We start from the raw sequence: 17,731 nt of genomic DNA, 5'->3' as shown, positions 1-17,731 counted from the left end.
ACGCAACATCGCCCAGGTCGCCACCGCCGTGGCCAACGGCGACCTGTCCAAGAAGATCGACGTGGACGCCCGTGGCGAGATCCTGGAGCTCAAGACCACGATCAACACCATGGTCGACACGCTTTCGTCGTTCTCCTCCGAGGTGACCAGGGTGGCCCGCGAGGTCGGCTCGGAGGGCAGGCTGGGCGGCCAGGCCGAGGTCGAGGGCGTCTACGGCACCTGGGAGCGGCTCACCAAGAACGTCAACCAGCTCGCCGGCAACCTCACCACCCAGGTCCGCGCCATTGCCGAGGTCGCCAGCGCCGTGGCCCAGGGCGACATGAGCCGTGCGATCAGCGTCGAGGCCAAGGGCGAGGTCGCCGAGCTGAAGAACAACGTCAACCTGATGGTCGCCAACCTGCGCGAGACCACCCGCGCCAAGGACTGGCTGGAGAGCAACCTGGCCCGCATCGCCGGGCTCATGCAGGGGCACCGCAACCTCGTCGAGGTCGCCGACCTGATCCTGCGCGAGCTGACGCCGCTGGTCAGCGCCCAGTACGGGGCCTTCTTCCTGGCCGACGCCGACTCGGTGGACGGCTCGCTGGCCTACATCGCCGGCTACGGCGCCGCCCACGACGTGCTGCCGGGGCCCGCCACGCCGGGCCCCGGGCTGATCAGGCAGGCCGCGCTGGAACGCAAGCGCATCCTGCTGGAGGACGTGCCCGCCGGGTACATCACCGTGCACTCGGGGCTGGGCGAGGCCGCGCCCGCCAGCGTGGTGGTGCTGCCCATCGTGTTCGAGGACAAGGTGCTCGGCGTGATCGAGCTGGCCTCGTTCAGCCGGTTCAGCGACGTGCACCTGGCCTTCTTCGACCAGTTCGTGGTCACCATCGGCGTCGCCATCAACACCATCATCGCCAACGCCCGCACCGAGGCGCTGCTGTCGGAGTCGCAGCGGCTGGCACAGCAGCTCCAGGGCCGCTCCGACGAGCTGCAGCGCCAGCAGGCTGAGCTGCGCAGGTCGAACGCCGCGCTGGAGGAGAAGGCGCACCTGCTGGCCACCTCGTCCCGCTACAAGTCGGAGTTCCTGGCCAACATGTCGCACGAGCTGCGCACCCCGCTGAACAGCCTGCTCATCCTGGCCAGGCTGCTGGCCGACAACCCCGAGGGCAACCTGTCGGAGCAGGAGGTGGAGTTCGCCGGCACCATCCACAACGCGGGCAGCGACCTGCTCCAGCTCATCAACGACATCCTCGACCTGTCCAAGATCGAGGCGGGGCGGATGGACGTGCGGCCGGAGAAGCTGCCGCTGACCAAGCTGCTCGACTACGTGGACGCCACCTTCCGCCCGCTCACCGTCGACCGGGGGCTGACGTTCGAGATCGAGGTCGCCCCCGGCACGCCCCGCGAGCTGTTCAACGACGAGCGCAGGCTCCAGCAGATCCTGCGCAACCTGCTGTCGAACGCGGTCAAGTTCACCTCCGCCGGCGAGGTGCGCCTGTCGGTGTCCGTCGCCGAGGACTGGCCGGGCCCCGACGGCCGGCCGGTGCTCTCCTTCGCGGTGCGCGACACCGGCATCGGCATCGCCGCCGACAAGCTCCCGGCCATCTTCGGCGCCTTCCAGCAGGCCGACGGCACCACCAGCCGCAAGTACGGCGGCACCGGCCTCGGCCTGTCGATCAGCAGCGAGATCGCCCGGCTGCTCGGCGGCGAGATCCACGCCAGCAGCATCCCTGGCGAGGGCAGCACGTTCACCCTGTACGTGCCGGCCGGGTGCGCCGCCTCCGGCCCCGAGCAGCCGCCGCCCGAGCCCGCCGAACCGGCGGAGCCCGCCGAGTCCGAGGAGTCCCGCCCCGCGCCGCCCGGCTGGCAGGCCGACGACGACCCGTGGCAGTCGGCCTCCGAGCTGAGCAGGCTCAAGCAGGGCCCGCTCGGGGCGGCCTTCGCGGGCCGGCGGGTGCTCATCGTGGACGACGACATCCGCAACGTCTACGCCCTGACGCACGTGCTCGGCCGGCTCGGCATGGAGATCGTCTACGCCGAGAACGGCAGGGAGGGCATCGAGACGCTGGAGCGGGAGGAGAACATCGCGCTCGTCCTCATGGACGTGATGATGCCCGAGATGGATGGGTACGAGACGCTCGCCGCCGTACGGCAGATGCCCAGGTTCGCCGACCTGCCGATCGTCGCGCTCACGGCCAAGGCGATGCCGGGCGACCGGGAGAAGACGATTTCCTGCGGCGCGTCCGACTACGTGCCCAAACCCGTGGACCTCGATCAGCTCCTGGAAGTGATGCGCGGGTGGCTCGCGGGCGATCGGGAGGGGGACGGATGAACCGACAGGTCAAGATCCTGCTGGTGGACGACAACGACGAGAGCCTGGTGGCGCTGGAGGCCGTGCTGCGGCCGTTGCAGCAGCTCCTGTTCAAGGCCAGGTCGGGGCCTGAGGCGATGAAGCTGATGCTGCGCCACGACTTCGCGGTCGTCCTGCTCGACGTGCTCATGCCCGGCATGGACGGCTTCGAGACCGCCACCCACATCAAGCGGCTCGACCAGACCCGCGACGTGCCGATCATCTTCCTGACCGGCACCGAGCCCAACTCGGGCGCGGCCTTCCGCGGGTACGCCGTGGGCGCCGTCGACTACCTCACCAAGCCGTTCGACCCGTGGGTGCTCAGGTCGAAGGTGGCGGTGTTCCTGGAGCTGTTCAGGAAGACCGCGGTGCTGATGGAGCAGGCGACGCTGCTCGCCGAGCTCGTCAGGGACAACGAGGCGCTGGCCGGGTTCGCGCAGCGGCTGGGGGCGGTCGAGTCGCGCCTGGACGGGCTGTCGGAGAGCGCCACGGGCGACGAGGGGGTGCGGGAGGCGGTCAAGGACCTGGCCGATCGGGTGTCGGCCATGCAGACGGCGTTCGAGGCGGTCTCGACGGTGCGCGCCAGGGATTGACTCTCCGGTCGGTCAGTACATCGGCGAGCCTCCGCGCGTACCGCGGTGTCTCCGTCGTACCTTTGGCATCATGGCCACCCGTACGCCGAAAAGCGCATCGAAGGGGCCGGCGAAGCGGTCGACCTCGTCCCGTTCGGCCCCCGCCAAGCGCGGGGCCTCGTCGGCGGGACGGCCGAGGGCGAAGGGATCCGCCTCCGGCCGCAAGCCCTCGATGACCCATCAGGACCCGGTCAGCTGGGTCTTCACCATGATCGGCAAGCTGGTAGTGGGCTTGTGGATGTTGTTCGCCAACGGCCTCGGCAGCGCGGCCCGGGCCCTGGGCAAGAACGCCAGGGAGCTCGATCCGGCGCACCGGCGCGACGGGGTGGGCCTGACGGTGCTGGCGGGCGCGATCGTGCTGGCGGCCATGACCTGGCGCAACTCCGAGGGCGCGGTGGCCGGCGTGGTGAACGCCACGGTGCACGGCGTGTTCGGCTCGCTGGCGTGGGCGCTGCCGCTGCTGCTGGGGCTGCTGTCCTGGCGTTACCTGCGCCATCCCGACCAGAACGCCGACACGGGGCGGATGGTCATCGGCTGGGCGGCGCTGATGGTGGGCGTGCTCGGCGTGATCCACGTGGCGAACGACACGCCGTACCCGGCCGGTGAGGGCCAGGGCATGGACAAGGTGTCGCAGGCCGGCGGCATGGTCGGGTTCATCGTGTCGGCGCCGCCGATGAGCATCCTGCCGCCGTGGGTGACGATCCCGCTGCTGCTGCTCCTGTCCGGTTTCGGGGTGCTGGTGATCACCGCCACGCCCGTGCACAGGATCCCGGAGCGGCTTGCCGAGCTGAAGCACATGCTGTTCGTGCGGCACGCCGACACCGAGTCCGCCGCCAAGCCCGCCGCCAGGAAGCGGGTCAGGGCCAAGAAGCCCGAGGAGGGCGAGGACTCCGTCAAGCCGTACGACACGCCGGTGATCTCGGAGAAGGACAAGAAGGCCGACCACTCGCCGGAGATCGTGCCGGGGCTGACCGACGAGGAGGAGGCGCCCGCTCCCGAGGCTGAGAGGCGCCCTGAGCCGCCGCAGCCGACGCCCGCGCCACGGAAGGTCGAGCAGCTCGTCCTGTCGCCCCAGGCGGGCCCGTACAGTCTGCCTGACCTGCAGCACCTCAAGCAGGGCAGCGCGCCCAAGCCGCAGACCAAGGCCAACACGACCGTGGTGAACGCGCTGACGAGCGTGCTGGAGCAGTTCACCATCGACGCGCAGGTGATCGGGTTCACCCGCGGCCCGACGGTCACCCGCTACGAGATCGAGCTCGGGCCCGCCGTGAAGGTGGAGAAGGTCACCGCGCTCACCAAGAACATCGCCTACGCCGTCAAGTCGGCCGACGTGCGCATCCTGTCGCCGATCCCCGGCAAGTCGGCCATCGGCGTCGAGATCCCGAACGCGGACAAGGACCTGGTGTCGCTCGGCGACGTGCTGCGCTCCCAGGTGGCGCAGGCCGACCACCACCCGATGATCGTCGGCCTGGGCAAGGACGTCGAGGGCCGCACCATCGTCGCCAACCTCGCCAAGATGCCGCACCTGCTCATCGCGGGCGCCACCGGCGCCGGCAAGTCGGTCTGCGTCAACGGCCTGATCACCTCCATCCTCATGCGCGCCACCCCCGACGAGGTGCGCATGGTGCTGGTCGACCCGAAGCGGGTCGAGCTCAGCGTGTACGAGGGCATCCCCCACCTCATCACCCCCATCATCACCAACCCGAAGAAGGCCGCCGAGGCCCTGGAGTGGGTCGTGGGCGAGATGGACCGGCGCTACGACGACCTGGCGGCGTCGGGGTTCCGGCACGTGGACGAGTTCAACAAGGCCGTGCGGGCGGGCAAGCTGCAGCCGCCGCCGGGCAGCGAGCGGGTCTACCAGCCGTACCCGTACCTGCTGGTGATCGTGGACGAGCTGGCCGACCTGATGATGGTGGCCCCGCGCGACGTCGAGGACTCGATCGTGCGCATCACCCAGCTCGCCCGCGCGGCGGGCATCCACCTGGTGATCGCCACGCAGCGGCCGTCGGTGGACGTCGTCACCGGCCTGATCAAGGCGAACGTGCCGTCCAGGCTCGCCTTCGCCGTCTCCAGCCTCACCGACTCGCGGGTCATCCTGGACCAGCCGGGCGCCGACAAGCTGGTCGGCCAGGGTGACGCGCTCTTCCTGCCGATGGGGGCCAGCAAGCCGATCCGCATCCAGAACGCGTTCGTCTCCGAGAAGGAGATCGCCGAGATCGTCTCGCACTGCAAGGAGCAGATGCAGGTCGAGTACCGCGAGGACGTGGCGGCGGCGCCGGTCAAGAAGGAGATCGACGAGGACATCGGCGACGACCTCGACCTGCTGATCCAGGCGGCCGAGCTGATCGTGACCACGCAGTTCGGCTCGACCTCGATGTTGCAGCGCAAGCTGCGGGTCGGGTTCGCCAAGGCGGGGCGGCTGATGGACCTGCTGGAGAGCCGGAACGTGGTCGGTCCGAGCGAGGGCTCCAAGGCGCGTGAGGTGCTCGTCAAGCCCGACGATCTGCCGGGTTTGCTGGCCGATCTGCGTGGCGAATGACCCCAATGCACGGTTGCACGATGATAACTGCTTGAATAGGTACCACCACGAAGAGTAGTCGGTGTGGTGGGGGGCGGTTCGCTGTGCAGGAGCAGAGCATCGGGGCCATGCTGCGGGCGGCCAGGCAGACGGCCGGGCTGACGGTCGCGCAGGTCAGCGCGGCTACCCGAATTCGCGAGGCCATGATCCATTGCATGGAGCAGGACGACTACGGTCAGTGCGGCGGCGCCTTCTACGCCAGAGGGCACGTACGGGCCGTGGCCAGGGCGGTGGGGCTCGATCCCGAGGCCACCGTCCATCTCTACGACCAGCAGTACGGCGGGCCGCCGCAGCCCATGCCGGCCTCGGCCGTCTTCCAGGCGGATCGCAAGATCAACCTGCCGGAGCGGCGCGGGCCCAACTGGACGATGGCGCTCGGTGTCGCGCTCGCCATCGTGGTCGTCTTCGGCATGATGCGGGTGATGGGCGGCGCCAGCGACCAGGTGCGCACGGGCGACGTGCGGGCCGCCTCGGCCCGGCCCAGCGTCCCGCCGAACACGCCCATCACCGAGACGCCCAAGCCGGCGCCGTCGCCGATGACGGCCAAGAACACGGTTACCGTGCGTATCAAGGCGAAGCGGACGTCGTACGTGAGCCTGCACGACGCCGAGGGGCACAAGCTCTTCGCGGGCACTCTCAAGGCGGGCAAGACCTCCACGTGGCGCGCGCCCGAGAAGGTCAACGTGCTGCTGGCGGACGCCGGAGCGGTAACGCTGCACGTCAACGGCAAGAGGGTGAAGGGGCTCGGGGGCAGGGGAGACGTGGCGCGGCGCTCGTTCGGGCCGCCCAAGCCGCAGTCGCGGTAGTCGTCCGGGCAAGCCTGAGGGAGCCCAGTGCAACGGGTGGTGGCCAACTCCCGATACCGTAGTGTTCACCATGTCATCCCGCCGAACCGCATCGCTGATCACTCTGGGCTGCGCACGTAACGAGGTCGACTCCGAGGAGCTGGCCGCGCGACTCGAGGCTGCCGGCTGGCAGCTCGGCGACGACGCCCCCGACGTCGTCGTCGTCAACACGTGTGGCTTCATCGACTCGGCCAAGAAGGACTCCATCGACACGCTGCTGGCCGCCGCCGACTCAGGCGCGAAGGTGGTGGCGGCGGGTTGCATGGCCGAGCGTTACGGCAACGAGCTCGCCGAAGCCCTTCCCGAAGCCAGCGCGGTCATCTCCTTCGACGACTACGCCGAGATCGGTGACCGCCTCGACGACGTGCTGGCCGACAGGCCGCTGAAGCCCCACACGCCACGCGACCGCCGCACCTTGCTACCCATCTCGCCGGTGGACCGTGCCAGCGCCCCCAAGGCCAACATCCCGGGCCACGGCGACCTGCCGGAGGGCCTGGCGCCCGCCAGCGGGCCGCGCGTGCTGCGCAAACGGCTCGACGAGAGCCCGGTGGCCTCGCTCAAGCTGGCCTCCGGCTGCGACCGGCGCTGCACGTTCTGCGCCATCCCGGCCTTCCGCGGCTCCTACGTCTCCCGCCGGCCCGACGAGCTGCTCGCCGAGGCCGACTGGCTGGCTCACAGGGGCGTGCGCGAGCTGGTCCTGGTGAGCGAGAACTCCACGTCCTACGGTAAGGACCTGGGCGACCTGCGGGCCCTGGAGAAGCTGCTGCCGCAGCTCGCCGCCGTCGAGGGCGTCGAGCGGGTGCGCGTCAGCTACCTGCAGCCCGCCGAGCTGCGCCCGGGCCTGATCGACGTGATCACCGGCACCGAGGGCGTGGCGCCCTACTTCGACCTGTCCTTCCAGCATGCCAGCGGCTCCGTGCTGCGCCGGATGCGCCGCTTCGGCGATCCCGAGCGCTTCCTAGGGCTGCTGGAGACCATCCGCGAGCGCGCCCCCGAGGCGGGCGTGCGCTCCAACTTCATCGTGGGCTTCCCCGGCGAGACGGAGGAGGAGTTCGGCGAGCTGGTCGGGTTCCTTGAGCAGGCCAGGCTCGACGTGATCGGCGTGTTCGGCTACTCCGACGAGGACGGCACGGAGGCGGCCGATCTGGCGGGCAAGCTCGACCAGGAGGTCATCGACGAGCGCGTGCGGATGCTCACCGAGCTGGCCGAGGAGCTGACCGCGCAGCGCGCGGAGGAGCGCATCGGCACCGAGGTCGACGTGCTGATCGACGACGACCTGGGCGACGGCGGCTACGAGGGCCGCGCGGCGCACCAGGGGCCCGAGGTCGACGGCTCCGTCACGGTGCAGGGCATCGGCCTGGTCAAGGGTCAGATCGTACGCGCGCACGTGGTCGACGCCGAGGGGGTTGACCTGATCGCGCGCATCAAGGCCGCCGGTCCATGAAAAGGGACGAGCGCCGCGTGGTAAGCCCGTGGAACATCGCCAACGTCCTCACGGTCCTCCGGTTGGTGCTCGTCCCCTTCTTCGTCGTCTGTCTCTTCGTGCCGGGCACGGGCTGGCGGGTGGCCGCGCTCGCGGTCTTCGCGGTGGCCTCGATCACCGATCATCTCGACGGTGAGCTGGCCAGGCGGTACGGCCTCATCACCGACTTCGGCAAGATCGCCGACCCGATCGCCGACAAGGCGCTCACCGGGGCCGCGCTGGTGTGCCTGTCGGTCCTGGGCGAGCTGCCCTGGTGGGTCACGATCGTGATCCTCGGCAGGGAGCTGGGCATCACGGCGCTCAGGCTGGTGCTGCTGCGGCACGCGGTCATCCCGGCCAGCTACGGCGGCAAGGTCAAGACCGTGCTGCAGATCGCCGCCATCGTGCTCTACCTCCTGCCCTTCCCGGTGCCCGGTCCCATCCTGTGGGTGGTGATGGGCGGGGCCGTGGTCGTCACCGTGGCGACGGGGGTCGACTACATCTTCAGAGCCGTGAAGCTGCGTAAAGTGGCCCAGCAGGCGCGCGAGGAGTGATCGATGGCGGACGTGGCCGGGGTGCTGAGGATGCTGGTGGAGCGAGGAGCCACGGTGGCCGTGGCCGAGTCGCTGACGGGCGGGCTCATCGGGGCCGCGATCACGGCGGTGTCCGGCTCCTCCAAGGCCTTCAGGGGCGGAGTCATCTCCTACGCCACCGATCTCAAGCACGAGTTGCTGGGCGTGCCGGCGGACCTGCTGGCGCGTGAGGGGGCCGTGCACGCCGACGTGGCCGCCGCGATGGCGGCGGGGGTGGCGCGGGTGTGCGGGGCGACCTATGGGGTGGCCGTGACGGGCGTGGCGGGGCCGGAGCCGCAGGACGGAAAGCCGGTCGGCCTGGTGTACGCCGCGGTTTCCTGCCCTGGCGGGCAGATTTCGTTCCGCGAGTTGAGACTCGAAGGGTCGCGCGAACGTATCAGGGTAGAGACGGTGGACGAGGCAGTCGATCTACTGTCAGGTGTGCTGAAGGCGAACATAGGGGAACATTCCGGGTGATTACCGTGTTACGTCCCGAGCGAACATGCGATGCGCGGTCTGACGCGGTGTCGGTGGATACGGGTACGGTGGAGCTGTGAGTGAGGTCCGTGAGCCAATCGCAAGCACCGAGCGCCCGGCAGGCGGGCCTGATGAGTCGCGCAACGAGCCACGAGCGGCGGTCCAGGGGCGGCGACGTCCAGTGATGACGGCGAGGAGTATGTACGAAGCGAAGAAGAACAAAGTGCGGCACGATCCGATCGCGCGGGGCGTGGTGAAGACATCCGCGCCGGGGAGGGAGCGACAGATGATTCTGCTGCGTCAGCTGCTCGGAGACGTGCTGAGGCGGTTGCGGGTGCGGCAGGGACGCACGCTACGCGAGGTGTCCACGCTGGCAAGGGTCTCGCTCGGCTATCTGTCCGAGGTGGAGCGTGGCCAGAAGGAGGCTTCGTCCGAGCTGCTCGCGTCGATCTGCGGCGCGCTCGGTGTGCCGCTTTCGCAGGTGTTGCGTGAGGTTTCCGACCAGTTCGCGCTGGCGGAGCTCCAGGCTGCCCCTGTGCTGGCCGACGTGCCCGAGCACGAGCGCCTGCCTCTCGCGGAGACGGTTCCCGGGTCGATCTCCGACTCCGTCTTCCCCGAAGTCAAGGACATGGTGGCTGCCTAACGCGGCTGGCAGCCGGCACACCACAGGATCAGCCGTTCCTGTGGCTGCTCTCCCATCTCCCCACGGCTGATGCGGGTGCCGCATCGGCGACAGGGCCTCCCTGCCCTGCCATAGACCCAGGTCTGATTCGCTGGGCGGCGGTCACCTGTGGTCACCGTGCCCGCATGCCCCTTGTTGGCCTCCAGCAGCCGGTGGGCCAGCGAAACGAGCCCTCCGAGATCCTCGATCTCGCCGATCTTCTTCCACGGCCAGATCCCGCGCAGGAAAAGGGTCTCGGCGCGATAGATCGTGCCGATCCCCGCCAGGTTGCGCTGATCGAGCAGCGCCTCCCCGATGGTCCTGCCGGGCGCCCCTCGTAGTCTTCGCACGGCCTCATCCGGGTCCCAGTCCGCGCCGAGCAGATCCGGCCCCAGGTGACCCACCAGACGTGCCTCCTCGGCCGTCCTGACGAGATCCACCATCCCGAGCCTGATGCCGATCGCCTGCCACCGCTCGTTGGCCAGGATCAGCCTGACCTGGTCGCCGGGCGGGATCCGGTCGCGCACGCCCGCGACCCGCCAGTGGCCCTCCATGCGCAGGTGCGTGTGCACGGTCAGATCGCCCTCGACCCGGGTCAGCAGGTGCTTCCCCCGGGAGAGCGTGGTGATCACCTGCCGTCCGGTGAGATCGGCCGTGGCGTACCGGGGGACGCGGAAGTCGGAGCGGGTCAGCACCCGGCCGTCCAGCGCGCCCCTGAGCCGTGCCGCGGTGCGGTAGACGGCGTCTCCTTCGGGCATTTCCCCAGTTTATGAAGGGATTTCAGGATGGTCTGCACATGCCGCGGGTTCACGGCCATAATGTCGATCAGGAGCAGGCCTTGACGAAGGGCTGAGACAGGGCATGCCGGAGATCGCGGAATTACGCGCGGGAGATCCCACCGAGGTCGCGCAATACCGGTTGACCGGGCGGCTGGCGACGCAGGTGTTCCTCGGGCGGTCGAGAAGTGGCGAGCCGGTGGTGGTGCGGCTGCTGCCGCCGGAGATGGAGCCCGAGCCGTTCCTGAACGCGATGGAGCCGTTACGCGGCGTCTCCGTGGTGGGCGCCGCGCAGATCCTGGCCGCCGGGGTGGCCGGCGAGCAGGCCTACCTCGTGACGGAGTTCGTGGACGGGCCGGCGCTCAAGGACGTCGGCGGCACCGTCGACGGCGTCGGGCTCTACCGGCTGGCCGCCGGGACGATCACCGCGCTGGTCGCCCTCCACCAGGCGGGGCTGGTGCACGGCGACATCCGGCCCGGCAACGTGCTGCTCGGGCCCGACGGGCCCAGGGTGATCGACGCCGGGTTGGAACAGGCGATGGCCGAGGCGTCCGTCTCCACCAGGAAGGTGGCGGTGCCCGCCTACACCGCGCCCGAGCGGTTACGCGGCGGCGACGCCAGTCCGGCGGCCGACGTGTTCTCGTGGGCGGCCACCATGGTGTTCGCCGTGACCGGGGTCTCGCCCTTTGAGGGCGGGTCGATGAGCGCCACCGTCGCCAACATCGCCGAACGCGGCCCCGACCTGCCCGACCTGGGCGAGCTGCACGACCTCATCGAGCGCTGCCTGGACAAGGATCCGGCGGCCAGGCCCGACGCCAACGAGGTGCTGCTGCGGCTGGTCGGCCAGACGTCGTTCCTGACCGGGAAGGCCGTCCTGGCAGGGAAGGCCGGTCTGACAGGGAAGGCTGTTCTGACCGGGGAGGCCGAGAGCGCGCCTGCGCCGGTGCCGCAGACCCGGCCGCCCCGCCGGGCGCGCACGGTGGTGTCGCTGGTGGCCGCGTTCGCCGCCGGGGCGCTCCTTTCGGGCGCGGGCGTCTACGCACTCACCGCGAACCGGCCGCCCGCCACGACGACCGCCGCCGCCTCGTCCGCGCCGGCCACGGCTGCGACGATCACGTCCTCGCCGACGGAGGCGCCGCTGGAGGACGTGGCGGAGAAGGCGGACAAGGACACGAAGCTGCCCGTGGTGGGCGTCACCCTGCACGAGCACTCGGGCGACTCGATGCGCCTGGCCGCCTACCTGGAGGACAAGGACCGGTACACCAGCTACGCCCGGGACAGGAACGGCGCGTTCAAGGCCGTCAGCGCCTTCGACCAGCCCGTCGTCTCACCCGGAGGCGACTGGGTGGCGCTCAACCCCATGCTGAAGTTCCAGGACTCGGAGGTGGACCGCGTCAAGTTCACCAGGATGTCCACCGGCGAGTCCTTCGTCGTCAGCACCGTCGGCAAGCCCCTGAACACGCTGAACCCCGTCTGGTCCAGGGACGGCGGCAAGCTGCTGCTGTCGGTCTACGACACGAAGGCCGATCCCAGGCTGCTCGTGGGCTTCGTCGTCGTCGACGTGGCCGCCAGGAAGGCCGCGTACGTCAAGACCGAGTACACCAACGACTCCACCCTGTTCCACTCCTTCAGCCCCGACGGCCAGATCGTGCGCGGCTACTGGGACGGCAAGAACAGGGGGCTGGAGTTCTACGACTTGTCCGGCCAGGTCACCAAGACGATGCACTGGGTGGGCCTGCCGCGCGGCGGCGAGTGGTACTCCCCGTCCGGCACGAGGATCGCCACCGTCTGCCCGAAGGGTGATGCGATCTGCGTCTGGGACGTCAGAACCGGCGCGAGGCAGGCGACGGTGCCCTTCGGGAGCAAGGAGGGCAGCTTCCGCGGCTGGTGGAACGAGAAACACCTGCTCATCCAGGATCCGGGCAAGAAGAAGGGCACCGCGCAGATCAAGATCATCGATCTAGTGGGCACCGTCAAGCGGGTGCTGGCCGATCTAGAGCGGGAGAACATCCCTCTCCAGTTCGCCCGTGTACCGGCCTCATGAAGCCGCTGATCGCGAACGATCCCGCCCAGGTGGGCGGGCACCGGATCGTCGGCAGGCTCGGCGTGGGCGGCCAGGGCGTGGTCTACCTCGGCGAGTTGCCCGACGGGACCCGGGTCGCGATCAAGATGCTGGGCGACGGGCTGGACGACCCCGAGGCGCGGGTGCGCTTCCGCCAGGAGATCGAGTACGCGCGCCGCGTCAAGGCCTTCTGCACGGCGCAGGTGCTCGCCAGCGGGGAGTTCGGCGACACGCCTTACGTGGTCAGCGAGTACGTGGACGGGCCCGCGCTGGCCGACGTGATCCTGGAACGCGGCCCGCTGCGGGGCGCCGAGCTGCGGCGGCTGGCGATCGGGACGCTGACCGCGCTGGCGGCCATCCACCAGGCCGGGGTCGTGCACCGGGACTTCAAGCCCGGCAACGTGCTGCTCAGCAGGGACGGACCGCGTGTGATCGACTTCGGGATCTCGCGGGCGGCGGAGGAGGGCGAGGTCACCGGGCAGCACATCGTGGGCACGCCGCCGTACATGGCTCCCGAGCAGTTCGAGGGCGGACGGGTGGGGCCCGCGGCCGACCTGTTCGCGTGGGGGGCGACCATGGTGGCGGCCGGGACCGGGCGGCCGCCGTTCGGGACGGGTGAGCTGCCCCCGCTGGTGGCCCGGATCCTGCACGGTGAGCCCGAGCTCGGGGACCTGCGTGAACAGGACGGTGAGTTGTGCGAGCTGGCCGTGCGGTGCCTGGCCAAGGATCCGCAGGCACGGCCCACCGCGACGCGCGCGCTGCTCACGCTGCTGGGGCATCGGGTGCCGGAGGAGGTGCTGCGCGGCACGGGCGAGCAGCGGCTGTTGGCCGAGGGGCAGCAGTCGGCGGCTCCGCCGGGGCATGGAGGGAAGCGGGGGCGCGACGAAGGGCCGGTCGCGCGGTCAGGGCGTGAAGGGGAGCCGGGGCGCGGGACGGGGCCTGTCGCGTGGGTGGGGCGGGGGAGGCGGCCGTTGGTGGTGGCGGGGGCGGTGGTGACCGCCGTGGCCGTCACCGCGGCGGTGCTCCTGCTGCGGCCCGCACCCGTCCCGGAGCCGTCCGCGCCGGCGCCGTTGCCGACGCCCAGCGCGGGCTCGATGGCGCTCACGTCCGCGTCGGAGGTGAAGATCGCCGGCAGCGGGATCGTCGTGCACGAGAACGCCGCCGACCCGGCCTGGGTCTCGTCCTACATCGACAGCCGCGACAACGCCGAGGCGTACGTCCGCGACCCCGCCACCAAGGCCTTCGCCTACTTCGGGAACTTCGAGCGCCCGGCCGTGTCGCCGGGTGGCCGCTTCGTGGCCTCCCTGTCGCCCACCCGCACCAGGCGTCCCGACTTCGAGACGATCCGGATCCGCGACCGCGCCACCGGGCGGGACGGCGAGCTGCGTACCGTGAACAAGCCTCACATGCTGGACCATCCGGTCTGGTCCGCGGACGGGAGGCTGCTGCTGGCGACCGTGCTCGGCGCCGAGTCCGGGGCGGGGGCGGTGGGCTTCGCGGTCGTGGATCCGGTCGCGGGCTCGGTCAAGGTGGTCGAGACGGAGAGCGCGGACAAGGCCGTGTACAAGTGGGGCTCGGACGAGAAGAGCGTGCTGCAGCAGGCACGGGACGGGTCGGTGCGGGTGCTGGGCCTGAACGGTGCCGTGCTGCGGACGTTCTCCGAGGTGGGCGCGCTGGCGGCCGGGGGAGCCGCCGAGACGACGCTCGGATCAGTCTTCAATACGAAATGTCCGGACAACGCGAGGAATATCTGTTTCTGGGATGAGGGGACCGGCGCGAAGAAGGGCGAGGCCCGGTTGCCGGACGGCGCCCAGTTCCACGGCTGGCTGGACGACAGCCACCTGCTGGCCACCGTCGCCGGCGCCAGAACGACCGACGTCATCATGACCGACGCGACGGGGAAGCCCGTCCGTACGCTGATCAGCGGGCCCAGGAAGGAGGTCGACAAGATCACCTTCTGGTTCTCGGTGAAGTGACCGCAGGCGTCAGTCGCGGCTGCGCCGATCATCCACGACCGGCGCGGGGACGGGCGACTCCCGCGCGTGCAGCGGCTGGGCCAGGATCAGCGTCAGGTCGTCCGCCTCGTGCGCGCACGACCCGCCCGTGTGCCGCCGCAACAGCCCCAGCACCTCGCGCAGCGACTCCTCCAGCGTGGCCTGCGTCAGAGCCTCGTGCAGCCGCTCGTCGAACGGCAGCTCCACGCCCTCGCAGCTACGGGACTCGGTCAGCCCGTCGGTGAACAGGAGCAGGCGGTCGGAGGGCAGCAGGCGGACGCGCCACACGTACGGCTCGGGCGACAGGCCGAGCGGCCGGCACGGGCGGGGCGGGTGCAGCGGGCGGAGCCGGTTGTCCACGCGCACCGGAGCCGGGTGGCCGCAGTTGACCAGCAGCACCCCGCCGGGCACGAACTCTGCCAGCAGCACCGTCACGAAATCCTCGGGGCCGAGGCTGGGGGAGAGGGCGGCGTCCAGGTCGAGGGCCAGCGCGGCCAGGTCGGGCGCGGTGGCGGCGGTGCGGCGGAAGGCGGCCAGCGCGGTGGCGCTGAGGTGCGCGGCGTCCAGGCCGTGGCCCTTGACGTCGCCGATGATCAGGCGCAGGCCGGTGGGCGTGGCGACGGCGTCGTGCAGGTCGCCGCCGATGCGGGCGGTGGCCGCCGACGAACGCGTGTGCGCCGCCAGGCCGACCCCGCCCAGCTCGGCGGGGAGCGCGGGGATCATCGCCCACTCGGCGATGCGGGTCATGCGGGCCAGCTCGGCGTGGTGGCGGGCGTGGGAGCGCGCCGTCACGTACGCCCACAGGCCGCCGGTGGCCACGATCAGCGCGCGGACCAGGTGGTGCGGCAGCTCGGAGCCCTCGTCCAGCGCGGGCAGCAACAGCGCCAGGGCCAGCGCGGTGGCGGCGGCCAGCAGGGTCTGGCGGACGGTCAGCAGATGGGCGGCAACCATCGGGCCGATCAGCAGCAGGGCCGACAGGGAGACCGTCGCGTACGCGGCGTCCGCCAGAGCGACCAGCACCTCGGTCGCCAGCAGCGCCGGCACCAGCCGGCGTTGATGTCTGGAGACGATTTGCCGCGAGATGGCGCCTCCTCGGATGGTTGCGATCGCGAGTAGCCACCTTCTCACTTTTAGTGACGGTGCGGGAGCGAATCCGGCAAACTGTGGGACTAGCCGAGTCCTGTGAGGTGACGATCATGCAAGTCAGCCAGTGGCAGGGGAACCTTCCCAGCGAGAGCACGAGACTGATCGGTCGCCGCGGGGAGGTGGACGGGGTACGGGCGCTGCTGGGCAGGTCCCGCCTGGTGACGGTCACCGGAGTGGCCGGGGTCGGCAAGACCAGGATCGCCCTGCGGGCCGCCGCCGGGCTGCGTGACGCCTTCGCCGACGGGGTCTGGGTCGTTGCGCTGTCGCCGCTGGTGGAGGGGAGCGCGCTGCCGTACGCGATCGCGGAGGCGCTGCCGCTGAGCGACCAGAGCTCCAGGCCGGTCACCGAGGTGCTGGCCGACTACCTCGCCGACCGGGAGCTCCTGCTCGTGCTCGACACCTGCGAGCACCTGACCGAGGCGTGCGCGGCGGCGGTCCTGACGCTGCTCGCCGCCGCGCCGCGGTTGCGCGTCCTGGCCACCAGCCGCAGACCGCTGGGCTGCGCGGACGAGCAGGTCTTCACGGTGGAGCCGCTGCCGGTCCCGGAGGGCGACGAGTGGCGCGAGGGCGACGCGGTGGAGCTGCTCCTCGACCGCGCCGCGGCCACCGTGCCCGGCTTCACGATCGACGAGCGCAACCGGGACGCCCTGATGCGGGTGTGCCGGCGGCTCGAAGGGCTGCCGCTGGCCATCGAGCTGGCCGCCGCCCGGCTGCGCGAGCTGTCCCCCGAGCGGCTGGCCGAGCGGCTGGAGGACCGCTTCACGGTCCTCGGCACGACCGACCACAAGGTGTACGGCGCCGACCCGCCCTGGCACCAGGCCCTGCGCACCGCGATCGGCTGGAGCCACCAGCTCTGCACCCCCGCCGAGCGGCTGCTGTGGGCGCGGGCCTCGGTGTTCGCCGGCGGCATCGACCCCGTCGCCGTCAAGCAGGTCTGCGCCGACGACCGGCTGCCGAGCTGGCAGATCCCCCAGCTGCTCGAATCGCTCGCGGACAAGTCCATCCTCATCTGGGAGCCCACCGGGGCCGGCGACCGCTACCGGATGCTCGACACGATCCGCGAGTTCGGCGCCATCTGGCTCAAGGACCTCGGCCAGGACGAGCGCATCCGCCGCCGGCACCGCGACCACTACCTCGACCTGGCCAGGGAGGGCGACGCCTGCTGGATCGGCCCCGACCAGTACGCCTGGTACGACCGCATGACCGGCGAGCTGCCCAACCTGCGGGCCGCGCTGCAGTTCGCCCTGGTACGCCCGGAAGGGCACACCGCGCTGGAGCTGGCCGGGGCGCTGTGGTTCTTCTGGTATCCCTGCGGCTTCCTCCAAGAGGGCCGGCACTTCCTGGAACGCGCCCTGGCCCAGGACCGCGCGCCGGGGCCCGCCCGCCGCAAGGCCATGTGGGCGTGCGCCCTCGTCCTCGTGTGCCAGGGCGAAGGGGCGCTCACCGAGAAGCTGGCGCTGGAGTGCGCCGCCGAGGCCGAGGCGCAGGGCGACGTCGAGGCGACCCTGATGGCCTGGTGCGCCGTCAGCTGCGCCAGGGTCATCATGGGCGACAACGCGCGGGCCGCCGAGGCCGCGCAGAAGGTGATCGACCAGGAGGAACGTTCCCTCTTCGTCTTTCCCGTGCTGCTCGCCTACACCAGTTACGGGATGAGCAGGACCATGGTCGGCAGCTTCGAGGACGGCATCGCCGCGCTCGAACGGCTCCGCACCCTCTGCGACCGGCACGGGGAGCGGTGGCAGCGGGCGTACGGCGACGTGCTGCGCGCCCAGGCCGAGCTGGCGTGCGGGCGGCCCGCGCAGGCGCGCGCCTTCGCCACGGCGGCGCTGGAGGTCAAGTGGCGGCTGCACGACAGCCTCGGGATGGCGATGGCCATCGACGTGCTCGCGCCGGCGGCGGTGGCCGCCGGGGAGGGGGAGCGGGCCGCCCGGATGCTGGGGCTGGCGGACCAGATCTGGGACACCGTGGGCAAGCACCAGATCGGCACGCCGGAGCTGGTGGCCACGCGGCGGGCGTGCGAGAGCGAGGTGCGGGGGGTGCTGGGGGATCGGGCCTACGACAGTGCGTTCAGTGCCGGGCGGGACAGCGATCTGGACGCGGGGGTCGCGTACGTGCTGGGCGGGCCCTCAGGGCGATGAGAGCGGCCGCGGCAGGGCACGACGGCGGCGCGCCCGGCGGTCTGCTTACGGGCGTG

13 protein-coding genes are annotated in these 17,731 nt (G+C 70.9%); 11 read left to right on the top strand and 2 right to left on the bottom strand.

Translation table 11 applies throughout. The features are described from left to right. The 8 genes from FXF51_RS36975 to FXF51_RS36940 form a co-directional block, all read left to right on the top strand. Window positions 1-2,314: ATP-binding protein (locus FXF51_RS36975; RefSeq protein ID WP_148439354.1), on the top strand; the 2,314-nt coding region annotated here is incomplete at its 5' end. After that, on the top strand, window positions 2,311-2,925 hold the full coding sequence (locus FXF51_RS36970) for a two-component system response regulator (protein WP_148439353.1): 615 nt from the start codon (window positions 2,311-2,313) through the stop codon (window positions 2,923-2,925). The genes FXF51_RS36975 and FXF51_RS36970, both read left to right, overlap by 4 nt. Window positions 2,926-2,995: 70 nt before the next feature. Continuing rightward, window positions 2,996-5,503 carry a DNA translocase FtsK gene (locus tag FXF51_RS36965; RefSeq protein WP_148439352.1) on the top strand — a complete coding sequence of 836 codons (2,508 nt, stop codon included), beginning with the start codon at window positions 2,996-2,998 and terminating at the stop codon, window positions 5,501-5,503. Between the two features lie 83 nt (window positions 5,504-5,586). Further along, window positions 5,587-6,348: a helix-turn-helix domain-containing protein gene (locus FXF51_RS36960; RefSeq protein WP_148439351.1), complete on the top strand. Its 762-nt coding sequence runs from the start codon at window positions 5,587-5,589 to the stop codon at window positions 6,346-6,348. A gap of 70 nt (window positions 6,349-6,418) precedes the next feature. Beyond that, window positions 6,419-7,831, top strand: a complete 1,413-nt coding sequence (gene rimO / locus FXF51_RS36955) for a 30S ribosomal protein S12 methylthiotransferase RimO (protein WP_148439350.1) — start codon at window positions 6,419-6,421, stop codon at window positions 7,829-7,831. Then, a complete protein-coding gene (gene pgsA / locus FXF51_RS36950; RefSeq protein WP_148439349.1) occupies window positions 7,828-8,403 on the top strand; it encodes a CDP-diacylglycerol--glycerol-3-phosphate 3-phosphatidyltransferase in 576 nt (191 codons plus the stop codon). Before rimO ends, pgsA begins: the two co-directional genes overlap by 4 nt. Before the next feature lie 3 nt (window positions 8,404-8,406). Then, window positions 8,407-8,898 carry a CinA family protein gene (locus FXF51_RS36945; RefSeq protein WP_148439348.1) on the top strand — a complete coding sequence of 164 codons (492 nt, stop codon included), beginning with the start codon at window positions 8,407-8,409 and terminating at the stop codon, window positions 8,896-8,898. Between the two features lie 286 nt (window positions 8,899-9,184). Beyond that, window positions 9,185-9,541 (top strand): helix-turn-helix domain-containing protein, encoded by a 357-nt coding sequence (locus FXF51_RS36940; RefSeq protein ID WP_091084154.1) that lies wholly within the window; start codon window positions 9,185-9,187, stop codon window positions 9,539-9,541. Here FXF51_RS36940 and FXF51_RS36935 read toward each other — a convergent pair. Continuing rightward, window positions 9,538-10,317 carry a DNA-formamidopyrimidine glycosylase family protein gene (locus tag FXF51_RS36935; RefSeq protein ID WP_148439347.1) on the bottom strand — a complete coding sequence of 260 codons (780 nt, stop codon included), beginning with the start codon at window positions 10,315-10,317 and terminating at the stop codon, window positions 9,538-9,540. The two genes, FXF51_RS36940 and FXF51_RS36935, sit on opposite strands and share 4 nt — an antisense overlap. Before the next feature lie 103 nt (window positions 10,318-10,420). On the opposite strand from FXF51_RS36935, the gene FXF51_RS36930 reads away from it, so the two are divergent. Together FXF51_RS36930 and FXF51_RS62115 are read left to right on the top strand one after the other, a co-directional pair. Next, window positions 10,421-12,379, top strand: a complete 1,959-nt coding sequence (locus tag FXF51_RS36930; protein ID WP_148439346.1) for a serine/threonine-protein kinase — start codon at window positions 10,421-10,423, stop codon at window positions 12,377-12,379. After that, window positions 12,376-14,373 (top strand): serine/threonine protein kinase, encoded by a 1,998-nt coding sequence (locus FXF51_RS62115; RefSeq protein WP_222871617.1) that lies wholly within the window; start codon window positions 12,376-12,378, stop codon window positions 14,371-14,373. Before FXF51_RS36930 ends, FXF51_RS62115 begins: the two co-directional genes overlap by 4 nt. A 9-nt stretch (window positions 14,374-14,382) precedes the next feature. Here the strand turns inward: FXF51_RS62115 and FXF51_RS36920 are convergent, their stop codons facing one another. Continuing rightward, the gene (locus tag FXF51_RS36920; protein ID WP_148439345.1) at window positions 14,383-15,435 is read right to left on the bottom strand and encodes a PP2C family protein-serine/threonine phosphatase; all 1,053 of its coding nucleotides are present in this window, start codon (window positions 15,433-15,435) and stop codon (window positions 14,383-14,385) included. 152 nt (window positions 15,436-15,587) lie between these two features. Here FXF51_RS36920 and FXF51_RS36915 point away from each other — a divergent pair, with 152 nt between their 5' ends. Continuing rightward, a complete protein-coding gene (locus FXF51_RS36915) occupies window positions 15,588-17,675 on the top strand; it encodes an ATP-binding protein (protein WP_148439344.1) in 2,088 nt (695 codons plus the stop codon). The last annotated feature ends 56 nt before the right edge of the window (window positions 17,676-17,731 follow it).

It is taken from the genome of Nonomuraea sp. PA05, from assembly GCF_008086045.1.
Taxonomy (GTDB): Bacteria; Actinomycetota; Actinomycetes; order Streptosporangiales; family Streptosporangiaceae; genus Nonomuraea; species Nonomuraea monospora.
Note: the sequence above shows the minus strand (reverse complement) of the source record. Positions and strands in the feature narration are given on the sequence as shown.